12 protein-coding genes and 1 other annotated feature are annotated in these 16849 nt (G+C 50.9%); of the genes, 8 read left to right on the forward strand and 4 right to left on the reverse strand.

Going from position 1 to position 16849, the window contains the following annotated elements; translation table 11 throughout:
- Both DP091_RS23110 and metG read left to right on the forward strand, forming a co-directional pair.
- Positions 1 to 1902 (forward strand): isopeptide-forming domain-containing fimbrial protein (locus DP091_RS23110; RefSeq protein WP_146747016.1); only part of this gene is annotated, 1902 nt, incomplete at its 5' end.
- A gap of 298 nt (positions 1903 to 2200) precedes the next feature.
- Positions 2201 to 2470: a binding site (T-box leader), on the forward strand.
- A gap of 46 nt (positions 2471 to 2516) precedes the next feature.
- Complete coding sequence (metG, locus tag DP091_RS23115) at positions 2517 to 4157, forward strand: methionine--tRNA ligase (protein ID WP_113060465.1); 1641 nt, start codon at positions 2517 to 2519, stop codon at positions 4155 to 4157.
- Between the two features lie 955 nt (positions 4158 to 5112).
- Here the strand turns inward: metG and DP091_RS23120 are convergent.
- Positions 5113 to 5967: an alpha/beta fold hydrolase gene (locus tag DP091_RS23120; RefSeq protein ID WP_113060466.1), complete on the reverse strand. Its 855-nt coding sequence runs from the start codon at positions 5965 to 5967 to the stop codon at positions 5113 to 5115.
- A 340-nt stretch (positions 5968 to 6307) separates the two neighbouring features.
- Positions 6308 to 7432 carry an ATP-binding protein gene (locus tag DP091_RS23125; protein ID WP_113060467.1) on the reverse strand — a complete coding sequence of 375 codons (1125 nt, stop codon included), beginning with the start codon at positions 7430 to 7432 and terminating at the stop codon, positions 6308 to 6310.
- 165 nt (positions 7433 to 7597) lie between these two features.
- Here DP091_RS23125 and DP091_RS23130 point away from each other — a divergent pair, with 165 nt between their 5' ends.
- Positions 7598 to 8551: a GNAT family N-acetyltransferase gene (locus DP091_RS23130; protein ID WP_373456945.1), complete on the forward strand. Its 954-nt coding sequence runs from the start codon at positions 7598 to 7600 to the stop codon at positions 8549 to 8551.
- Positions 8552 to 8686: 135 nt separating this feature from the next.
- Here the strand turns inward: DP091_RS23130 and DP091_RS23135 are convergent, their stop codons facing one another.
- Both DP091_RS23135 and DP091_RS23140 read right to left on the reverse strand, forming a co-directional pair.
- Positions 8687 to 9784: a hypothetical protein gene (locus DP091_RS23135; protein WP_113060468.1), complete on the reverse strand. Its 1098-nt coding sequence runs from the start codon at positions 9782 to 9784 to the stop codon at positions 8687 to 8689.
- A gap of 319 nt (positions 9785 to 10103) precedes the next feature.
- A complete protein-coding gene (locus DP091_RS23140; protein ID WP_113060469.1) occupies positions 10104 to 10868 on the reverse strand; it encodes a DeoR/GlpR family DNA-binding transcription regulator in 765 nt (254 codons plus the stop codon).
- A gap of 252 nt (positions 10869 to 11120) precedes the next feature.
- Between DP091_RS23140 and DP091_RS23145 the strand changes: the two genes are divergently transcribed.
- The 5 genes from DP091_RS23145 to phnX all read left to right on the forward strand — a co-directional run bounded on the left by DP091_RS23145 (position 11121) and on the right by phnX (position 16683).
- Positions 11121 to 11873 carry an ABC transporter ATP-binding protein gene (locus DP091_RS23145; protein ID WP_113060470.1) on the forward strand — a complete coding sequence of 251 codons (753 nt, stop codon included), beginning with the start codon at positions 11121 to 11123 and terminating at the stop codon, positions 11871 to 11873.
- Positions 11866 to 13482 carry an ABC transporter permease subunit gene (locus tag DP091_RS23150; RefSeq protein WP_113060471.1) on the forward strand — a complete coding sequence of 539 codons (1617 nt, stop codon included), beginning with the start codon at positions 11866 to 11868 and terminating at the stop codon, positions 13480 to 13482. The genes DP091_RS23145 and DP091_RS23150 overlap by 8 nt, the downstream gene beginning before the upstream one ends.
- A gap of 261 nt (positions 13483 to 13743) precedes the next feature.
- Positions 13744 to 14739 (forward strand): extracellular solute-binding protein, encoded by a 996-nt coding sequence (locus DP091_RS23155; RefSeq protein WP_113060472.1) that lies wholly within the window; start codon positions 13744 to 13746, stop codon positions 14737 to 14739.
- Positions 14740 to 14761: 22 nt separating this feature from the next.
- On the forward strand, positions 14762 to 15856 hold the full coding sequence (gene phnW / locus DP091_RS23160; RefSeq protein ID WP_113060473.1) for a 2-aminoethylphosphonate--pyruvate transaminase: 1095 nt from the start codon (positions 14762 to 14764) through the stop codon (positions 15854 to 15856).
- Entirely contained in the window at positions 15853 to 16683 is an 831-nt protein-coding gene (phnX, locus tag DP091_RS23165) for a phosphonoacetaldehyde hydrolase (protein ID WP_113060474.1), read from the forward strand. The genes phnW and phnX overlap by 4 nt, the downstream gene beginning before the upstream one ends.
- The last annotated feature ends 166 nt before the right edge of the window (positions 16684 to 16849 follow it).

Raw genomic sequence — 16849 nt, forward strand, 5'->3', positions numbered from 1 at the left:
AACGGCAAAGTCTTTGCCAAGTTCGGAGATGTGACCGATACCAAGCCGCGTAAAGTTATGTTCCAGGTGAGAGTATTACCTGGTCAAGCCGGTAAGGACATCCGGAACGTGGCCGTGGTCGATAGCGATAATATCACCACACCTAGCACGCCGGAGGAGGTCGTCGAGGTTTATCCACGCGAAACTGCGCTGGAGTCCACGAAAACAGCGGAGCTGTTTGAAAAGGCAGCCGGGAACACCGACGCCGCCCATCCGGAAATCGGGGACACCCTGCTTTACACGATTCAAACGCGTAACACGGCCTCCGATAGTCGGGTAACCAACCTGAAAATCACGGACGAGATTCCGACAGGTCTGGAATACGTACCGGGTACGCTGAAGGTCAACGACGTCCAAGTTACCGATGATCAGGATGGCGACAAAGGTCATTTCGCAAACGGTAAAATTTTCGCCGGTTTCGGGGATGTTACCGACACTGAGTGGCATAAAGTGACATTCCAGGTGAAAGTATTACCGGGTCAAGCTGGTAAGGATATTATCAATATTGCGGCCGTTGAGGGCGACAATGTTGGCACGCCGGACAGACCAAGAAATGAAGTCGAAGTTTATCCGCGGAATCCGCAGATTGAAACAGATAAGTCTGTAGCGAATACAGTAAGCAAGGCCACGTATGAGGTCGGAGACACCATCACGTATACGATTCGCGTGAGAGGTGTTGTCAACGATACGTATCTGGAGAATCTGACGATTACCGATACGCTGCCAGCTGGTTTGGAATATGTTCCAGGCAGCTTGAAAGTGGATGGTGTTACGGTCACGGATCCGAAAGACGATGACGCTGGTCATTCGGTTACCGGAGACGTATATGGCTCATTTGGCAATGTAGATGATACCGAATGGCATACGCTGGAGTTCCAAGCTATCATTCTGCCGGGTCAAGGCGGGCTGGTTATCGAGAACACGGCCCGGGTAACTGGCGATAATATCGATCAGCCAGGTGAACCGACGGAAAAAATGGTCGTTGAACCGGAACCGCCAGTTGAATCGCCAACCGATCCACCAGTCAACCCACCGGTAGATCCGGATCCACCGGTTACACCGCCTGTAACGCCGCCTGCTCCAGTGTTGGAGTCACGGAAGACGTCGCGGGATCTAAGTGGCGGCATCATCGGGGTTGGCGATACGCTGGAGTATACGATCTCCGCACGCAATACCGTTGCGGGCAGCTATGTATTGAACCTTGTGATTGCCGACATCCTGCCGGAAGGGCTGACGTATGTAGCAGGCAGCCTGAGGGTAGACGGCGTTTCCGTCACTGATAATGTCGATGGAGACAAAGGCCAGTACGTTAACGGCAAAGTGAGCGGTAACTTTGGACGGATTACGGATACCGAATGGCATACGATTACGTTCAAGGCAACCGTCAAGGCGACACAAGCCGGTAAGTCGATCGTAAACATCGGTGAAGTCACAGGCGATAATGTGACCACTCCAGAGAAGCCATCGAATGTCATCGAAGTAACGGACAGCTGGAACAATGATGGAAATACGACGAACCCGGGTGGCAGTGGAGATTCCGACGGCGATTCGAATGAAGATCCGAATGGTAACTCGAACGAAGCCACGGACGGAGATTCCAACGGAAATCCGGATGAAGACTCGAATGGAGACGCCGACGGGGGTTCGAATACCGGGGCACAAACACCGGACGATCATGACGATTCAACCTTAGGCGTATCGGATTCGACTCCACGAGATCCGGCTGAATCCGGAGATCAGATAACGAATGAGCCTAACGGAAATAAGTTGCCGAATACGGCTACGAATATGTACAGTTTTATGTTAGCCGGAGCTATTATGCTTTTTGCAGGTTTGCTTCTGCTCAGAAGAAAAAAAGTATAGGCTAAAAAAGCCGCCCCCCAAGTGAATTGAACTTGAGGGGTGGTTTTTTTAATGTAGAAGTATCCTTTGAGAGGGATAAGGTCGGTCGTTGTAGGTGTAAGGTGGTTTAGTCTCTCAGAGAGGAACACACTTCTTCGGCTATCGAGACTTTCCGGACTGCCATATTATGTCCAGTTTTTGCTCTTACTCAGCGCAGAGTCGAAGAAAGGGGTTTAAAACCCAGGCGGGCTTTTATTGTACCCACTTGACTTCCGGAGCAGCGTTCGGGTATGATTTCCAGTAACTTGAATAATGTTTGACAAAAGCAATGAAGAGAAAGAGTACCTTGGCGACGTCTTTGAACAGAGAGCCCCGGCCGGTGAAAAGGGGTAAAGAAAGAACCTGGGGAATATGGTCTCTGAGCTGTGCACCGAAACCCTGCAAGGGATGTAGGCTGTGCCGGATCCCGCGCCCGTTAACGTGCTAGGGTATACACGCGATATATGGCGTCGTACCCGAAGAGGTGAATGCCGCAAGGCATGAATGAAATTGGGTGGTACCACGTGAGCGGCAAGCTCTCGTCCCTTTTGGGATGAGGGCTTTTTTTGTTGTCCAAAAAAAGGAGGAAGATTGACATGACGAACATTTTTATTGGCGGTGCCTGGCCTTACGCTAACGGGTCCTTACATTTGGGGAGACTTGCAAGCCTCTTGCCCGGGGACGTATTGGCACGTTATTTCCGTGCGAAAGGCGATCAAGTCCTGTACGTATCCGGTAGCGATTGTCATGGAACGCCTGTGGCGGTTCAAGCCATTCAGGAGGGCGTGGCTCCCGGGGATATTGCGGATCGGTACCATAGGGAGTTTGTGGATTGCTTCGAACGGCTGGGTTTCTCTTACGACTTATATACGCGAACTGATCAGGCGTTTCATCATGCGATAGTGCAGGAGTTGTTTCTGAAGCTGCTGGACAACGGACATCTGTACCGAAAAATCGTGCTGCAAACGTATTGCGAAACCGATCGACGATTTCTGCCGGACCGCTATGTGGAAGGAGACTGCCCCGTATGCGGCAGCAGGGCCCGTGGCGATCAGTGCGACGCCTGCTCCACGATACTTGATCCGTCCGACCTGACGAACAGGACCTGCAAAATTTGCGGAAACCCTCCGGTGGAGCGTCCTACCGAGCATTTTTACGTATCGCTGTCGCATTTTCAGGGGGGGCTGACCAATGATCTGAATAACGCTCAAGGCTGGCGCGACAATGCGGTGCAACTGACCCGCAGATATCTGGAGGAAGGCCTTCAGGATCGGGCGGCTACAAGGGATCTGACCTGGGGCGTAGATGTGCCTGTTCCGGGATTTGAGGATAAGAAAATCTATGTCTGGATCGAAGCGGTAAGCGGCTATTTATCCGCCAGCAAGCAGTGGGCCGCAGAGACGGGCGGCGATTGGGAATCCTTTTGGCTCAAGGGGAGGGAAGAGATTACGGCTTACTATGTTCATGGGAAGGATAATATCCCGTTTCATACGCTGATCTGGCCAGCGCTGCTGAAGGGTGCCGGTGACCTGCATTTGCCGGACCGAATCATATCTTGCGAGTACATGACGCTGGAAGGGAAGAAGTTCTCGACCAGTCGCAACTGGGCCATATGGTTGCCGGATGTGTTAAGCCGCTATCAGCCGGATTCGATTCGTTACTTCCTCATTGCGAACGGCCCCGAGAAGCGGGATGCCGATTTCTCCTGGAGGGAGTTCATTCACAGCCACAATGGCGAGCTGCTTGGCGCATTTGGGAATTTCGTCAACCGCACTTTGGTGTTTGTGAACAAATCGTTTGAGGGGAAAGTGCCCGAGGGCTGCATATCCGAAGAGTGGAAGAGCAGAGTTGAGGCACTGTATCGCGAGGCCGGGGCGCTCATTGAGGGTGGGCAACTGAAGGAGGCGTTGGATCGGATTTTTAGCACAGTTCGCCTGGCGAACAAATACTTTGATGAACGGAAGCCGTGGATTCAGGTCAAGGAGGATCGCGAAGCGTGCGCGACAACGCTGTTCACATGCGTTCAGATTATAGCCAATTTGGCGAATCTGCTGCAGCCGTTCATTCCGTTCTCTTGCGATAGGATACGAGGCTTTCTCTCGCTGGAGTCGCCTGCGTGGAAGTGGTGCCAAGTTCCGGTGGGCAGGCCGATTTTTGAGGTGGAGCTATTGTTTGAGCGGATCGATACCAGCCGAATTGCGGAGGAGACGCACAGACTGGGGAAGCTATCCCTCTAATGACAGGGCTCTTCGTTTCTCAAACCTCAAAGGGCGAGTCAGATGGAGTTGGGAGGGCTCGAGGAGCGATTGGCGATTGTCGTTATGATGCAAATATTACGATACCCTTCGAAGTAAAATAGGGGCTGCATTAAGGGATCTAGGAATCTGGAGATCAAGGGATCTGGGTATCAAGGTATGGAGAGTTAAGGATAGGATCGAGGTAAGGTATCAAGGCACCGAGAACGAGAATCGAGAATTAGGGAATTAAGGTATCAAGGTAACGAGAGTCGAAGTAAGGCATCGAGGGGCGACGGCTCAAGGACTCAATGTATCTAGGTTTTTTGATGGTCTGTTTTATGTTTTAAAGGACAGTCGTTCCGCTATTTCTATGTTTTTGGCCATTTCGTAGTGGTTTGAGGACATGAGATCCGCTATCTTCAGATATTCCGGGATGTATCCGTGATAATTGTTGTATTAGCGGATCCTGTGTCCGCTTAGATTCAAAATTAGACTGATTTTAGCAAAATAACGGATCCTCTGTCCATATGGAAACAAAGAAGATGAACATCAGTCAGTAATGGATCCTGTGTCCGCATGTTCTCAAAAACGGCACAATATCCGCCAATAGCGGATTTTGTGCCCGCATGAACACAAAAACAGCCCAAGACATCGGCCAATAGCCTTCCATGTCCGTCTGGACTCAAAAAGGCGCGGTTCTCAGCGAAAAGAGCACCCATCCGCACACTGCAGTCGAAGCTGTATGAAGCGAGAGTTTCAAGAGTTTACCGACTGAAACGTGCAAATAGATGCAAAAGGAGTCTCCAGCAAGACGTAAGAGGAGTCTCCAGCAAGACGTAAGAGGAGTCTCCAGCAAGACGTAAGAGGAGCCTCCAGCAAGACGCAAGAGGAGCCCCCAGCGGAATGCTGAGGGCTCCTCTTCATTACAGTAACGCATACGTTGTATCTTCACGGGTTAGTTGTCTGTTTCATGAATCCAGTCCGTCAATATGGCGTTAAACAGATCGGGCTCTTCAAACATCGGATTATGGCCGCTTTGTTCAAAAATGACCTTCTTCACGTTGGCTTGCGAGCCGTTTATCGCATCCCAAAGCGATACGGGACTAACCAAATAGTCGTACCGTCCAAGACCGATGAGGACGGGCTTGGCAACCTCTTTCAGCGAATCGATCAGATTGAGCCGCGCGAAGGCCTCTCCCCATAAATGATCGATGACGGGCATGTTGGTGAAGACGCCTTCCCACATCCAAGCCGCATCATAGGCATAGTCATAGAAGCTGTGCGCTCCCATCCGGATGCACATATGAGCAAACCGCCGTTCAGGCTCCCTCTGGATATCACCCTCCAGCAGGGCAATATCCGCTTCAAACTGCCGTTTCCGCTTAGGACACGCCGTCTCATTGAAAAAAGCAAAGCTTTGCTGCTGCCGCTCTGGGCTGTTGGTCGGCGCTGTGTTCAGCAGGACTACCTTCCGGACGTGTTCCGGGTATTTTTTGGCATACTCCAGCGCCATGAAGGCGTGACCCGAATGCCCCAATATAATAAAATCCTCCAGTTCCAGCGTTTGTCTTGCCGCTTCGATATCATCCAGAACCTTATCCAGTGTGTATTCTTCCGGCTCCAGTGTACGAGGGGGCTTAACAAAGCCTCGATGGTCCAGGAAAATCAGTTGAAATGAAGTGTAGAGTTGTTCCGAAAACAAGCGGGGGTAGTAAATACTGCTTCCCACCACCAAAATGGGCCTGCCGCTTCCATGAATGGAAACATTCAATGCAAATCCTTCGCTCATTACCGTGCTCTGTATGTTCATGCTTATCGTCCTCGTTTCATTTTTTAAATTAAACGCACCATCCCCTTTCCTGTTCAGATTCCATTACATTCTCCATAGAACGTTCCAGCATTCTATCTCACCTCGATTAGCGTTCGTTCAAGCTCAGTATAGCACCAGACATGCGCTCGGTCGACAGCCCTTCAAGCATACCCCGGACCACACACCGTTCGTCTCTACACCCGGACCGGTATTCGTTCCAGGACCGTTGGTTCAGCCACGGTTTGCATAGGGAGCAGTACCCTTGATGCGGCAACTGAGCGTGTCGCTGCTGTAAAAAGCATGGTGCATAGGCTCCGAACTTCCTTTTCTTAAGCTCCTATTATTCGGCGGTATCGCGGATCGTCAGGGTGATTCCAGGATAATCCGCGGCAATTGCGCTCTTACGTTCGATGATGCGGTTAATATCAAAGGCAGAGCTGAATAATTCGGGCTCAGGCTTGAATGTCACGCTGGTGCCCGTCTCTTGAGTCATGCCGACAATCAGAAGCCCGGTCTGCGGAATGCCGTGCCTGTACTCCTGCCGGTATACGTTACCGTCACGGCGAATTTCCACGGTCAGATGCTTGGAGAGGGCATTGACTACTGCGATGCTGATGCCCTTCTCCGCGCCGGGGGCCAGAAAGTGTGCGCTGGTGTTCAATCGGTGGACATCGGTTAGTACCGATTGTGCGACAGGAATGTTGGAATTCGGAAGGGCCTGCACGGGAATGCCTCTCCCGTTATCGGTAACCGTCACGCTGCCATCCTCATGCAGGTAAATGCCAATCTGATCACCATACCCGCTCGTGTGCTCCAATATGGAATTTTCCACGACGGCCCAGAGCAGCTGATGAATATCGAAGCCGTGCGAGGTCCCAAAATACATCCCTGCATTGTTGCGGGTTTCGGTCATCTCCAGGTAATCGCTTGTATCGAGCAGATCGCCTGCAGCAGAGAGCAGCAGTAGGAACGGCAGGCTCCGATGCTTAGGAAGAGCGTACCGTCCGCCTTGCTCCTGTACAAGGAGATCCGCGCCGAGCAGCGCCTTGAGATGGTGATACAGCTGACCCGTCGTTCCCATATTTAAACGTTCCACCAGCTCGGCGCCGGATAGGGGCTCTGCCATGACGGCCTTTAAAATATCCAGGCGTTGCTTATTGCCCAGGGCTGCGAGAATTTTGGCGGCCTTCTCGGTGTTCATGTCCAGCAATTGATCCATTCGCCGTTCCTGCGGCTCCCAGCGGATGTTTTGTCCATTTAGGTGCACTTGTCCGGAGTAGAAGACGGAGCCGTCCTCGGAGGCTGCTTCATACATCGCAGGTGTTGTGGCGATTTCTTGGCGATGTTGGCTTTGGTTTGATGCTGATCCAGGTTTGCGTTCCATAAGGGCTTGATAGACAAGCTGCTGCAGCTCCGTCATTTGATTCTTTAAGACATCCATCTCATAAACCAGATCACGTGTCATGGGGAATCATCAACCTCGCTTTATCATTATTATGTTATTACGTAATTATTATATTACGTAATTAAAACGTTGTAAACCCATAATAAGGAAAATGGTGCATGGTTAAGCGATTTGTTCGTTTATAGTTGTTTTTTATCTATTTTTATCATTCAGGGTCGTCTTACAATGAACGCAAAGGCTGGTGACATTCATTTGGGTGAAAGAATCATTCGGAATTTTAGGCAGGGCGATATGCCTCTGCTGGGGGAGCTGTATCAGGCGGTATCCGCAGCGGATGCGTTGTTTTGGTGGGTAGGTGACCCGAAGAATTGGGGCAATGTGTTCTGTGCTATTGAAGACGGAAAGATGGTGGCCAAGGGACAGGTAGGCATTATTAACGTGATCCCGTCGGGGTATGCGCCTAACTGCAAGCATCACATTTATGTGAATCTCAAGGCAGTACCGCAGCGGGAGCGGGATTATGATCTTCTAGGTGAAATGTATAGGGTGCTCTATGAACATGCCCTTGTGTTAAAGAGGACGTTGCCGAAGATGTACGAAACGTATTTGTGTGTGGGTAATTATGTTCATGAGATCGCCAATAATGCCTTTTTTACAGAGAAAGTCGGATTTCAGCCGCTGGAGAAGCTGTATACCATGAAGCGGTCACTTGAGGAGCCTTTACATGCCTTGCCGTTAGATGATCGCTATCGCTATCGATTATGGAGGATGGAGTCTGCGGAAGAGGAAGAGGTGTATCTAAAGCTTGAGGCCGAGGTTTGGCCGGAAGCGCCGCTGGGGCTGGAACGCTTACGGGAATATAAAGAGCATCCCGGCTGGACTGCGATGAATGTCCTGGAAGGGGACATGATTATAGGCAGTACCATGGCATGGCTGGAAGATGGGAATGTCGGCGTGATTGAAGATGTGTTTGTAAGAGAGCCGTGGAAACAACGGGGAATCGCCAAATATCTGCTCTTCCGTGCCATGTCCTATCTTCAGGCTCAGGGGTCCGCCTCGGTAACACTTGAAGTGAAGGCAGCCAATGAAACGGCGTTGTCACTCTATCAGTCGGTTGGCTTTGTCCAAGATCAAGAGGAGCACCGATTTTATCTGCCTCTGCAGGAGGAAGGCCGCTAGTAGGTCGTTCGACGACCATGCGTGCGTCAAGCATGTAGGACGGTCATCCAAGCATGTTGGTTGACAGCCATCGAACACGTACCGTACGCACAGGATGTCATGCGCACGATGGACCAAACAAAAACCACGCACGGATCAATCCTGGCGTGGTTTTTTTATATGAAATTTAGAAGTTATGAGGTCGATTCCCGCCCGTTCTGTCACATTCGGATTGGCATCCAAAATGCTTTCCGTGACGCTCCACAGTTTCGGCAGGAAATGGAGAACATCGTCTGCCCGCTGCAGCAGGTCATCGGTGGAAGTTATGCCGAGATCCGCAAGGATCTCATCAAAAGCAGGGGTATACTGCTCTTGAAACTCAGGCGTCCCGTCGACCTCCAATATGTTGTGGCAGCGAGCGAAGGTGGCCACCATCCAGAAGGCGGCTTCCCTATGGCTACCGTTTAGGATCAGCTCGCGGCTGCCGTCAATGGCAATTGCTCTTGCATCCGGCGTAATGTCACTGCTGAAGAAGAAAGGGGTCTTCGCAATCGCAGACGCGGCATCGAAGGTTCGGGCCAATCCATTGAGATGATTCATGGCTTGTTCGGCACTCATATCTTTACAGCCCAGAAGTCGCAACAGCTCCTCATATACCTCCTCCTGGTTATACTCCTTGAGCACATCGCGAACCGCTGCATAGCGGAGCCTGACCGTGGGGTTTCGAAGCGCGGCGACCAGGAGCATATGGGTAGTTACGCCGGTAGGGAACAGCCAGGAGGTAACCTGGCGATGCCAAGGGCCAGAAGGATCTATGGATCGTAGTCCGGTTATGATACGTTCGCGCACGTTCTCACAGCGGCGGGTAACCCATATCCGGTCGGCAAAATGACGCGAAACCTCCGTCTGCAGCTTGCGCAGCTGCCCAGTCGGATCGGACATCAGGGTGTCTACACGGAAGCTGCCGGCAAGATGATAGGACGTTAATACCTGCTCGGGTGAGGCGAGGTCCCGCCAGGACAGATAGGTGGCTTCGATCAAAGCGTCCTGGTAGATAAACTTTCCCGGCTTAAGTGGGGGTTCCGCATCCTGGGTAACGATAACGATGTCAATATCCGAGGACGGGTCCATCTCCGCCTCATCCGGCTTTCCGACTGTGGAGCCGCTAAAATAGGCACCCATGAATCCAGGCTCCCTGCTGGCATGCTGCAAGACCCAGTCCGTTGCCGCCGCTCGTGCTGATCCAACGTTCATAATCAGTTTCCTCCTCTACCTGCATGGTGTCGCAGAAAATAACAAAAATATCCTGATTCCCATTCATCCATCATTATATGGACTTCCCTTCTAATGTACAACCGCTTACAAAAGGGGACCGTCATGCACATATAAAGAGATGGAAATGCATGGGGGAAAAGAAGATAATCCGTATGGATACAGGATACTGGAAAGGCTCGACACATATAAGCCGGCACCGGTCTCCGCCAGTGTGAAATAAAAAACGGACATTCCAATACTCGCTGACGTTAGGCGATCGGTAATGTCCGTTTTTTGGCGTGCTCTATTCTATTTTATTCTATTCATCCGCAATGACTAGCGTTGTATTGGTTTTTTTGAATTTTGGAATGAAGCTTGCATGGACGTTCGCATCGGTCACGATTGTATCAATCTTGTCGAGCGATGCGATGGAAATGGTGACGTCTTTGCCGAATTTGGTGCTGTCCGCCATGACAACCACCTCTTTGGACAGCTCGATCATTTTTTTGCGCGTAATGGCTTCTTCCAGATTGTAGTCTGAAATGCCTTTTTCGATGGTAACGCCGCTGCAGCAGATGAAGGCTTTCAACACATTCAGCTCATGAAAGTTGAATATGTATTCATACGCGACGACGGATTGCTCCTCCCGCCGGATTTTGCCGCCGATCATAATCAGTTCCACATCGCTGTCCATCAGCTCAATTGCAACAGGCAGCGAATTCGTGACCAGCGTCAGCTTCTTCTTATGCTTCACGTATTTGGCCATCTGATACGTAGTCGAGCCGCTGTCGATATAGATGCAATCGCCGTCATGGACGAATTCGCTGCATTTGCGGGCGATCCGGTCCTTCTCTTCCAACTGGCTGACCATGCGCTCGTCCATGGAGGATTCGCCGAATCGGGACTCCACGAGCTTAACCCCGCCATATATCTTCTCGATCCGCCCCTGCTTGGTCAGGGTGTTCAAATCTCGGCGCAAAGTATCCACCGAAACGTTCAGTTCTTCCGTTAGCTCCGTGATCTTCAGCACTTTTCGAATCGTAAGCAGCTCAAGTATTTTCTTTTGCCTCTCCAGTGGAAACATTCGCTCACCCATTCAATCCGCATTAGTAGTTGGTGCCTGCATTCATGTCTAGTTTACCGATTCGCCCGGCCATGTTCAATAGAAATACCTATATTATTCGTAAGTTAGGCAACCATTGTGGATCAATATAGTCAATAGTTGGTCTTAATTTATGAATGATATATGCATATTTTACTTGCGGTTAACAGTTCTCATGATTCTTGTTTACATATGGTTTCTATACTGAGGATGTGTTTAAGGGAGGTGAGCCGTTTGCTGAAGCTAGAGCATATTAGCAAACAATTCGACGATAAAGTGGTTTTGGATGACATCAACGTAGAAATCGGTTCGGGCGAGATTGTGTCACTGCTCGGTCCGAGCGGCAGCGGGAAGACCACATTACTGAATATTATTTTGGGACTCACCCGGATGGATCAGGGAAAAATCGTGTTCCAAGATCAAGATCTGAGCAATGTGCCAATGAAGAAGCGGGGGTTTAATATCGTTTTTCAGGACTATGCCTTATTCCCCAATCTGAATGCCTACGACAATATCGTATACGGCCTGCGCAACAAGAAGGGGAGCGTGAGTCAGCAGGAGGTACAGGAATATATCGAGTTTCTGGAGCTTCAGCCCCACTTGAACAAGCGGATCGGCGAATTGTCGGGCGGACAGAAGCAGAGAGTGGCCCTGGCCAGAACGCTGGTCACGAAACCGAAGATCCTGCTGCTCGATGAGCCGCTCAGCGCGCTGGACGGCGTGATCAAGGAGTCGATCAAGCAGCGGATTCAATCGATTGCCAGAGAATTCAAACTGACCACGATCATTGTAACGCATGACCCGGAGGAGGCGCTGACGCTCTCGGACAAAATCCTGATTATCCATCAGGGACAGATTGCCCAATTCGGCACGCCCCAGGAGATTGTCCATCATCCGAGCAATGATTTTGTGAAGCAGTTTATTATTAAGCAGCTGCACATCAAAAGGCAGAACATCTACAACCTGTTCGGTGAGCAGTATGCATAACGTGAAACCGGAAATGCGGATTATCTTTACCGTCATCCTGTTATTGTTCGCCGTGTTTCTGTTCTTGCCGCTGCTCATCCTGCTCATCCGTTCCTTCGAATCCGATCAGGGGTTTACCCTCGGGCATTATGTATCCATAGGTTCGAGCAGGGAATTCATCACAGCGATTGGCAACAGTGTGAAGATATCGGGCATCACGGCGGTGATCACAACCGTCCTGGGGTTTATACTCGCGTATTCCATTCATTGCACCAAAATATACCGGCCTGTCAAAGGCCTGCTGAAAACCGCCATCATCATCCCCATGCTGCTCCCGACCATTACATATGGGTTCGCCATTATGTATTCGTTCGGTAATCAGGGATTGATCACCCGGCTTGCCGGGCGTAATTTGTTTGAAATCTACGGATGGAACGGACTGCTCATTGGCTACGTCATTTACACGCTGCCACCAGTATTCCTGCTGATCCATAACGCATTTAAGTACATTGATAAAAAGTTCATCATCGTCTCCAAGTTAATGGGTGACGGTACGATGAGGAGTTTCCTGAATACGATTTTGCGTCCCCTCGCGGGAGCGCTTGGCGGAGCCTTTGTGCTTTCTTTTATCCTAAGCTTTACGGATTTTGGCATTCCGGCTTCGGTTGGCGGCACCTATCCGGTCGTGGCAACGCAGCTGTATCAGGTGATGCTGGGCTCCATTCCGGACTTCAACCAAGGCGCTGTCATTGCGGTGATGATGCTGATCCCCGCCGTGTTCGGCATCTGGCTGTTGAACTACCTGGAAAAGTGGAATTTCCACTATGACAAGCTGTCGGATATCGAGCTGCCGCGGCAGCGCATTCGGGATATCGCCTTCGGCATAATGTCATCGGTCATCGTGCTGGGCATGCTATCGGTTTTTGCCGTGATGTTCATTGCGCCATGGCTGAGCAGCTACCCTTATGACCTGACGTTTACGCTTAAGCATGTACGGGACGTCTTTCAATCGAGTGATTTGACGGGGGTATACCGCAATTCGCTCTGGGTCGCCTTGCTGACGGCGCTGTTCGGCACCTTATTGGCATACGGATCAGCGCTGCTGAATGTGCGTACGCCGTTAAAAGCCCGATCCACGGTGGATATGGTATCGATGATCACGAATACGGTGCCCGGTATGGTGCTGGGGATATCCTACCTGCTCTTCTTTAATGGAAGCAGCCTGAAGGGAACCTTCATCATTATCGTTCTGTGCAATATCGTCCATTTCTTTACGACGCCGTATCTGATGGCCAAGAACTCCCTGTCCAAGATGAATCCCTCGTGGGAAACCACGGGAGAACTGCTGGGGGACAGCTGGTTCAAGACCGTTTATCGGGTGATTCTGCCAAACTCGGCTTCAACCGTCATTGAGATGTTCAGCTACTATTTCATCAACGCTATGGTGACGATCAGCGGCATTATCTTTCTTGTGTCCGCTCAGACGTCGCTCGTAGCCAGCAAAATCAAAGAGCTGCAGCATTTCGCCAAATTTAATGAGATCTTCGTGCTGTCGATGCTGATCTTCTTCACGAATCTGATCATCAAGCTGGTGTGCGACGCATTGCAGAGGAGAACGGCGCAGCGCTAAAGCCGCCATTACGTTCATGTCCGCTGCAATGCCGGATATGCTGCTGGCAAAAAACATACTCGAACACCGAGCGAAAGAGGACGAATCGTATTGGAGAGGCGTATGCGTTCGCCTTTGTCTGCGGGTTTCTACAGTGGATTCATTCCAATCAGAGAAATCTGAAGACAACAGCAATCGGAGGTACGATACGGTATCGCATCGGACATCAAGCACGGAACCTATTTTTTAATACCAATACAAATTCAAGGAGTGGAGTTAATCATGATGAAGACGCTTAAGGGAATGCTGCTGTCATTGATCGCAATCAGTATGGTGTTTGCACTGGCCGCCTGCGGAAGCGGAAGCCCGGGGGAAGCCAAGAAGGTGGTCATCTACACCAACGGGGATGAAGAGGCCGTCGCAGCTATGGAAACATCGCTTGAGAATGCCGGATTCGAAGGGCAGTATCTCGTGCAATCCATGGGTACATCCGAACTTGGCGGGAAACTGATGGCTGAGGGGAACAAAATCGAGGCGGATCTCGTCACGATGAGCTCGTACTTTATCGAAAGCTCGCAGACCAAGCACTCCATGTTTAAGGATTTGGCTTTTGACGCAGGCGCAGTCGGAACTTATCCGAAATATTACACGCCGATTCTGGCGAATACCGGCGCCATCTTCGTGAACACGCAGGTGCTGAAAGACAATGGTTTGCCGATGCCGACCTCCATCACGGACCTGACCAAACCGGAATTCAGCGGACTCGTATCGATTCCGAACATTATGGATTCCTCCACCGGTTGGCTGCTGGTTCAGGCAATTCTTAACCAATACGGCGAAAATGCGGGACGCCAAGTGCTCCATGATCTGATTGCCAATGTGGGACCGCATCTGGAGAGCTCGGGCTCCGGTCCGATCAAAAAAGTACAGGCTGGAGAAGTGGCTGCGGGCTTCGGACTCCGCCATCAGGCGGTAGCGGCCAAAGCTGACGGTGCACCGATTGATTACGTGGATCCGGTCGAAGGAAACTTCTCCCTGACCGAGTCGGTTGCGGTGGTGGACAAGAAGAATGCAACGACGGATTTAGCGATGAAAATGGCCGAGACCATCGTGAAGGATGCCCGAAAAGACCTGATCGTGAACTATCCGGTGGCCCTGTACGAAGGGGAGACCGTGGATGAAGTCAACAAACCCGCGTACTCGATGACCTTTGAGAAGCCGCTGACCGTAGAGCTGCTGGAAGAGCATCAGCAATTCTTCAACGGATCCAAAGAATAAGCCAGCATAGGAGCGATGTGAAATGAATACCTACAAGCTTTTGACCCCGGGGCCTTTGACGACAACCAAGACGGTGAAAGAGGAGATGCTCTTGGACCGCTGTACATGGGATGATGAATATAAATCGATTACGCAAAAAATCAGATCACAGCTCCTGGCACTTGCCAGGGCGGATCAAGAGCGGTACACCGCCGTGTTGATGCAGGGGAGCGGCACCTTTGCCGTCGAAGCCGTCATGACGTCAACCATCTCTAAGGATGATAAAGTGCTGATCGTAACGAACGGCGCATATGGTGAGCGGATCGTGAAAATGGCGGAGTATATCGGACTGAATTATGTGGAGTACAGAGTGAATTACGACGAACATCCAAGCGAGGATGAACTGCGAGCCATACTGCATAAGGATGTGCGTATTACGCATATCGCGATGGTACATTGCGAGACGACAACCGGGATTCTGAATCCGCTGGAGATGGTTTCGTCGTTGTCCAGAGAATACGGCAAAACCCTCATGATCGATGCGATGAGCAGTTTTGGCGGAATGGAAATCGATGTTCAGGGTCTTGGCATCGACTACCTGATCAGCAGTGCGAATAAATGCATCCAGGGCGTTCCGGGGTTTGGATTCGTGATCGCCAAGCTGGACAAGCTTGCAGCCTGCGAAGGGATTGCGCGCAGCCTGTCGCTTGACCTGTACGACCAGTGGAAAGGCATGGACAAGGAAGGCAAATGGCGTTATACTTCGCCGACCCATGTTGTGGCCGCCTTCTCCAAAGCGTTGGATGAGCTGAACGAAGAAGGCGGTGTGTCGGCGAGATTCAGCCGTTACCGGAATAACAATTGCCTGCTGCGGGAGAGATTAGCGCAAATCGGTATCCGGGCTTATATTACCGATGACAAGCAATCCCCGATCATCACCACGTTCTTATTCCCGAGTGAAGGGTTTAGCTTCGAGCATTTTTACGCTTATATTAAAGAAAGAGGCTATGTGATCTACCCGGGCAAGCTGACCGACGTGGATACCTTCCGCATTGGGAATATCGGGGAAATTTATGAGCAGGATATCGAACAGTTATGTCATATTATCGAAGAGTATATGGGGGTGACGGCACAATGAGCCGAATCGAAGGCGTTATATTGGACTGGGCCGGAACGGCTGTGGATTTTGGATGTTTTGCACCGGTGAACGTGTTTGTCGATATTTTTAAGAATGCGGGCATTGAAGTGACGATGGATGAGGCGAGAGCGCCGATGGGGATGCTGAAGATCGATCATATTCGTGCCATGCTGTCCATGCCGAGAGTGTCGGCGCTGTGGGAAGCGAAGTACGGAAGAGCTTTCGATGAGCAGGACGTAGAGCGGCTGTACGCGGAATTCGAGCCGGCCTTGATGGCTTCCTTATCCGAGTACACCGACCCGATCCCGGGTGTCATCGAGACGGTTGAAGTTTTGAAGAGTCAAGGCTTGAAGATCGGTTCCACGACGGGATATACAAGCAGCATGATGGAGGTTGTGGTCGCCAATGCCCGGCAAAAGGGATACAGCCCGGATGTCTATTTCACGCCGGATGACACGAATTCCCAAGGAAGACCTTATCCTTACATGATTTATCGGAATATGGAATCTCTCCGTTTATCGGCATCCTGGAAAGTCGTTAAGGTAGGGGATACCGTCTCGGACATAAAAGAAGGCGTTAACGCAGGCGTGTGGTCGGTTGGCGTTATCATCGGCAGCTCCGAAATGGGCCTGAGTGCAGAAGAGTTCCATGCCCTGTCAGAATCGGACCGGGAAGCCGCGATCTCGAAAACCGAACAGACGTTTATCCGTAACGGGGCGGACTTTACGCTTCGGACGATGAACGAGCTGCCGGGATTAATCGAGAGAATTAACGATATGCTGGCTGAGGGGAAAAGACCGGGGAATTCAGCGCTAGGAAGCCATTGAGGCCTATCGATATACCGGTAAAGGATTGCGGGAACATATAACCGGAGAGATGAAGGAAAGGGAACGGTGCTATAGGTTACCCCTCACCTCGCTAAAAAAGAGCAGCCCACATTGGTCATAGCCCCGTCAAGTAGACATTAAAAAAAGAGATTTTATTAAGCGGCGA

This window comes from Paenibacillus sp. MDMC362 (assembly GCF_003269305.1).
Taxonomy (GTDB): Bacteria; Bacillota; Bacilli; order Paenibacillales; family Paenibacillaceae; genus Paenibacillus_AQ.

Bases quoted from the DNA above. Each gene is read 5' to 3' on its own strand.
- metG (WP_113060465.1), top strand. From the start codon at position 2,517: ATGACGAACATTTTTATTGGCGGTGCCTGGCCTTACGCTAACGGGTCC.
- DP091_RS23120 (WP_113060466.1), bottom strand. From the start codon at position 5,967: ATGAACATACAGAGCACGGTAATGAGCGAAGGATTTGCATTGAATGTT.
- DP091_RS23125 (WP_113060467.1), bottom strand. From the start codon at position 7,432: ATGACACGTGATCTGGTTTATGAGATGGATGTCTTAAAGAATCAAATG.
- DP091_RS23130 (WP_373456945.1), top strand. From the start codon at position 7,598: ATGAACGCAAAGGCTGGTGACATTCATTTGGGTGAAAGAATCATTCGG.
- DP091_RS23135 (WP_113060468.1), bottom strand. From the start codon at position 9,784: ATGAACGTTGGATCAGCACGAGCGGCGGCAACGGACTGGGTCTTGCAG.
- DP091_RS23140 (WP_113060469.1), bottom strand. From the start codon at position 10,868: ATGTTTCCACTGGAGAGGCAAAAGAAAATACTTGAGCTGCTTACGATT.
- DP091_RS23150 (WP_113060471.1), top strand. From the start codon at position 11,866: ATGCATAACGTGAAACCGGAAATGCGGATTATCTTTACCGTCATCCTG.
- DP091_RS23155 (WP_113060472.1), top strand. From the start codon at position 13,744: ATGATGAAGACGCTTAAGGGAATGCTGCTGTCATTGATCGCAATCAGT.
- phnW (WP_113060473.1), top strand. From the start codon at position 14,762: ATGAATACCTACAAGCTTTTGACCCCGGGGCCTTTGACGACAACCAAG.
- phnX (WP_113060474.1), top strand. From the start codon at position 15,853: ATGAGCCGAATCGAAGGCGTTATATTGGACTGGGCCGGAACGGCTGTG.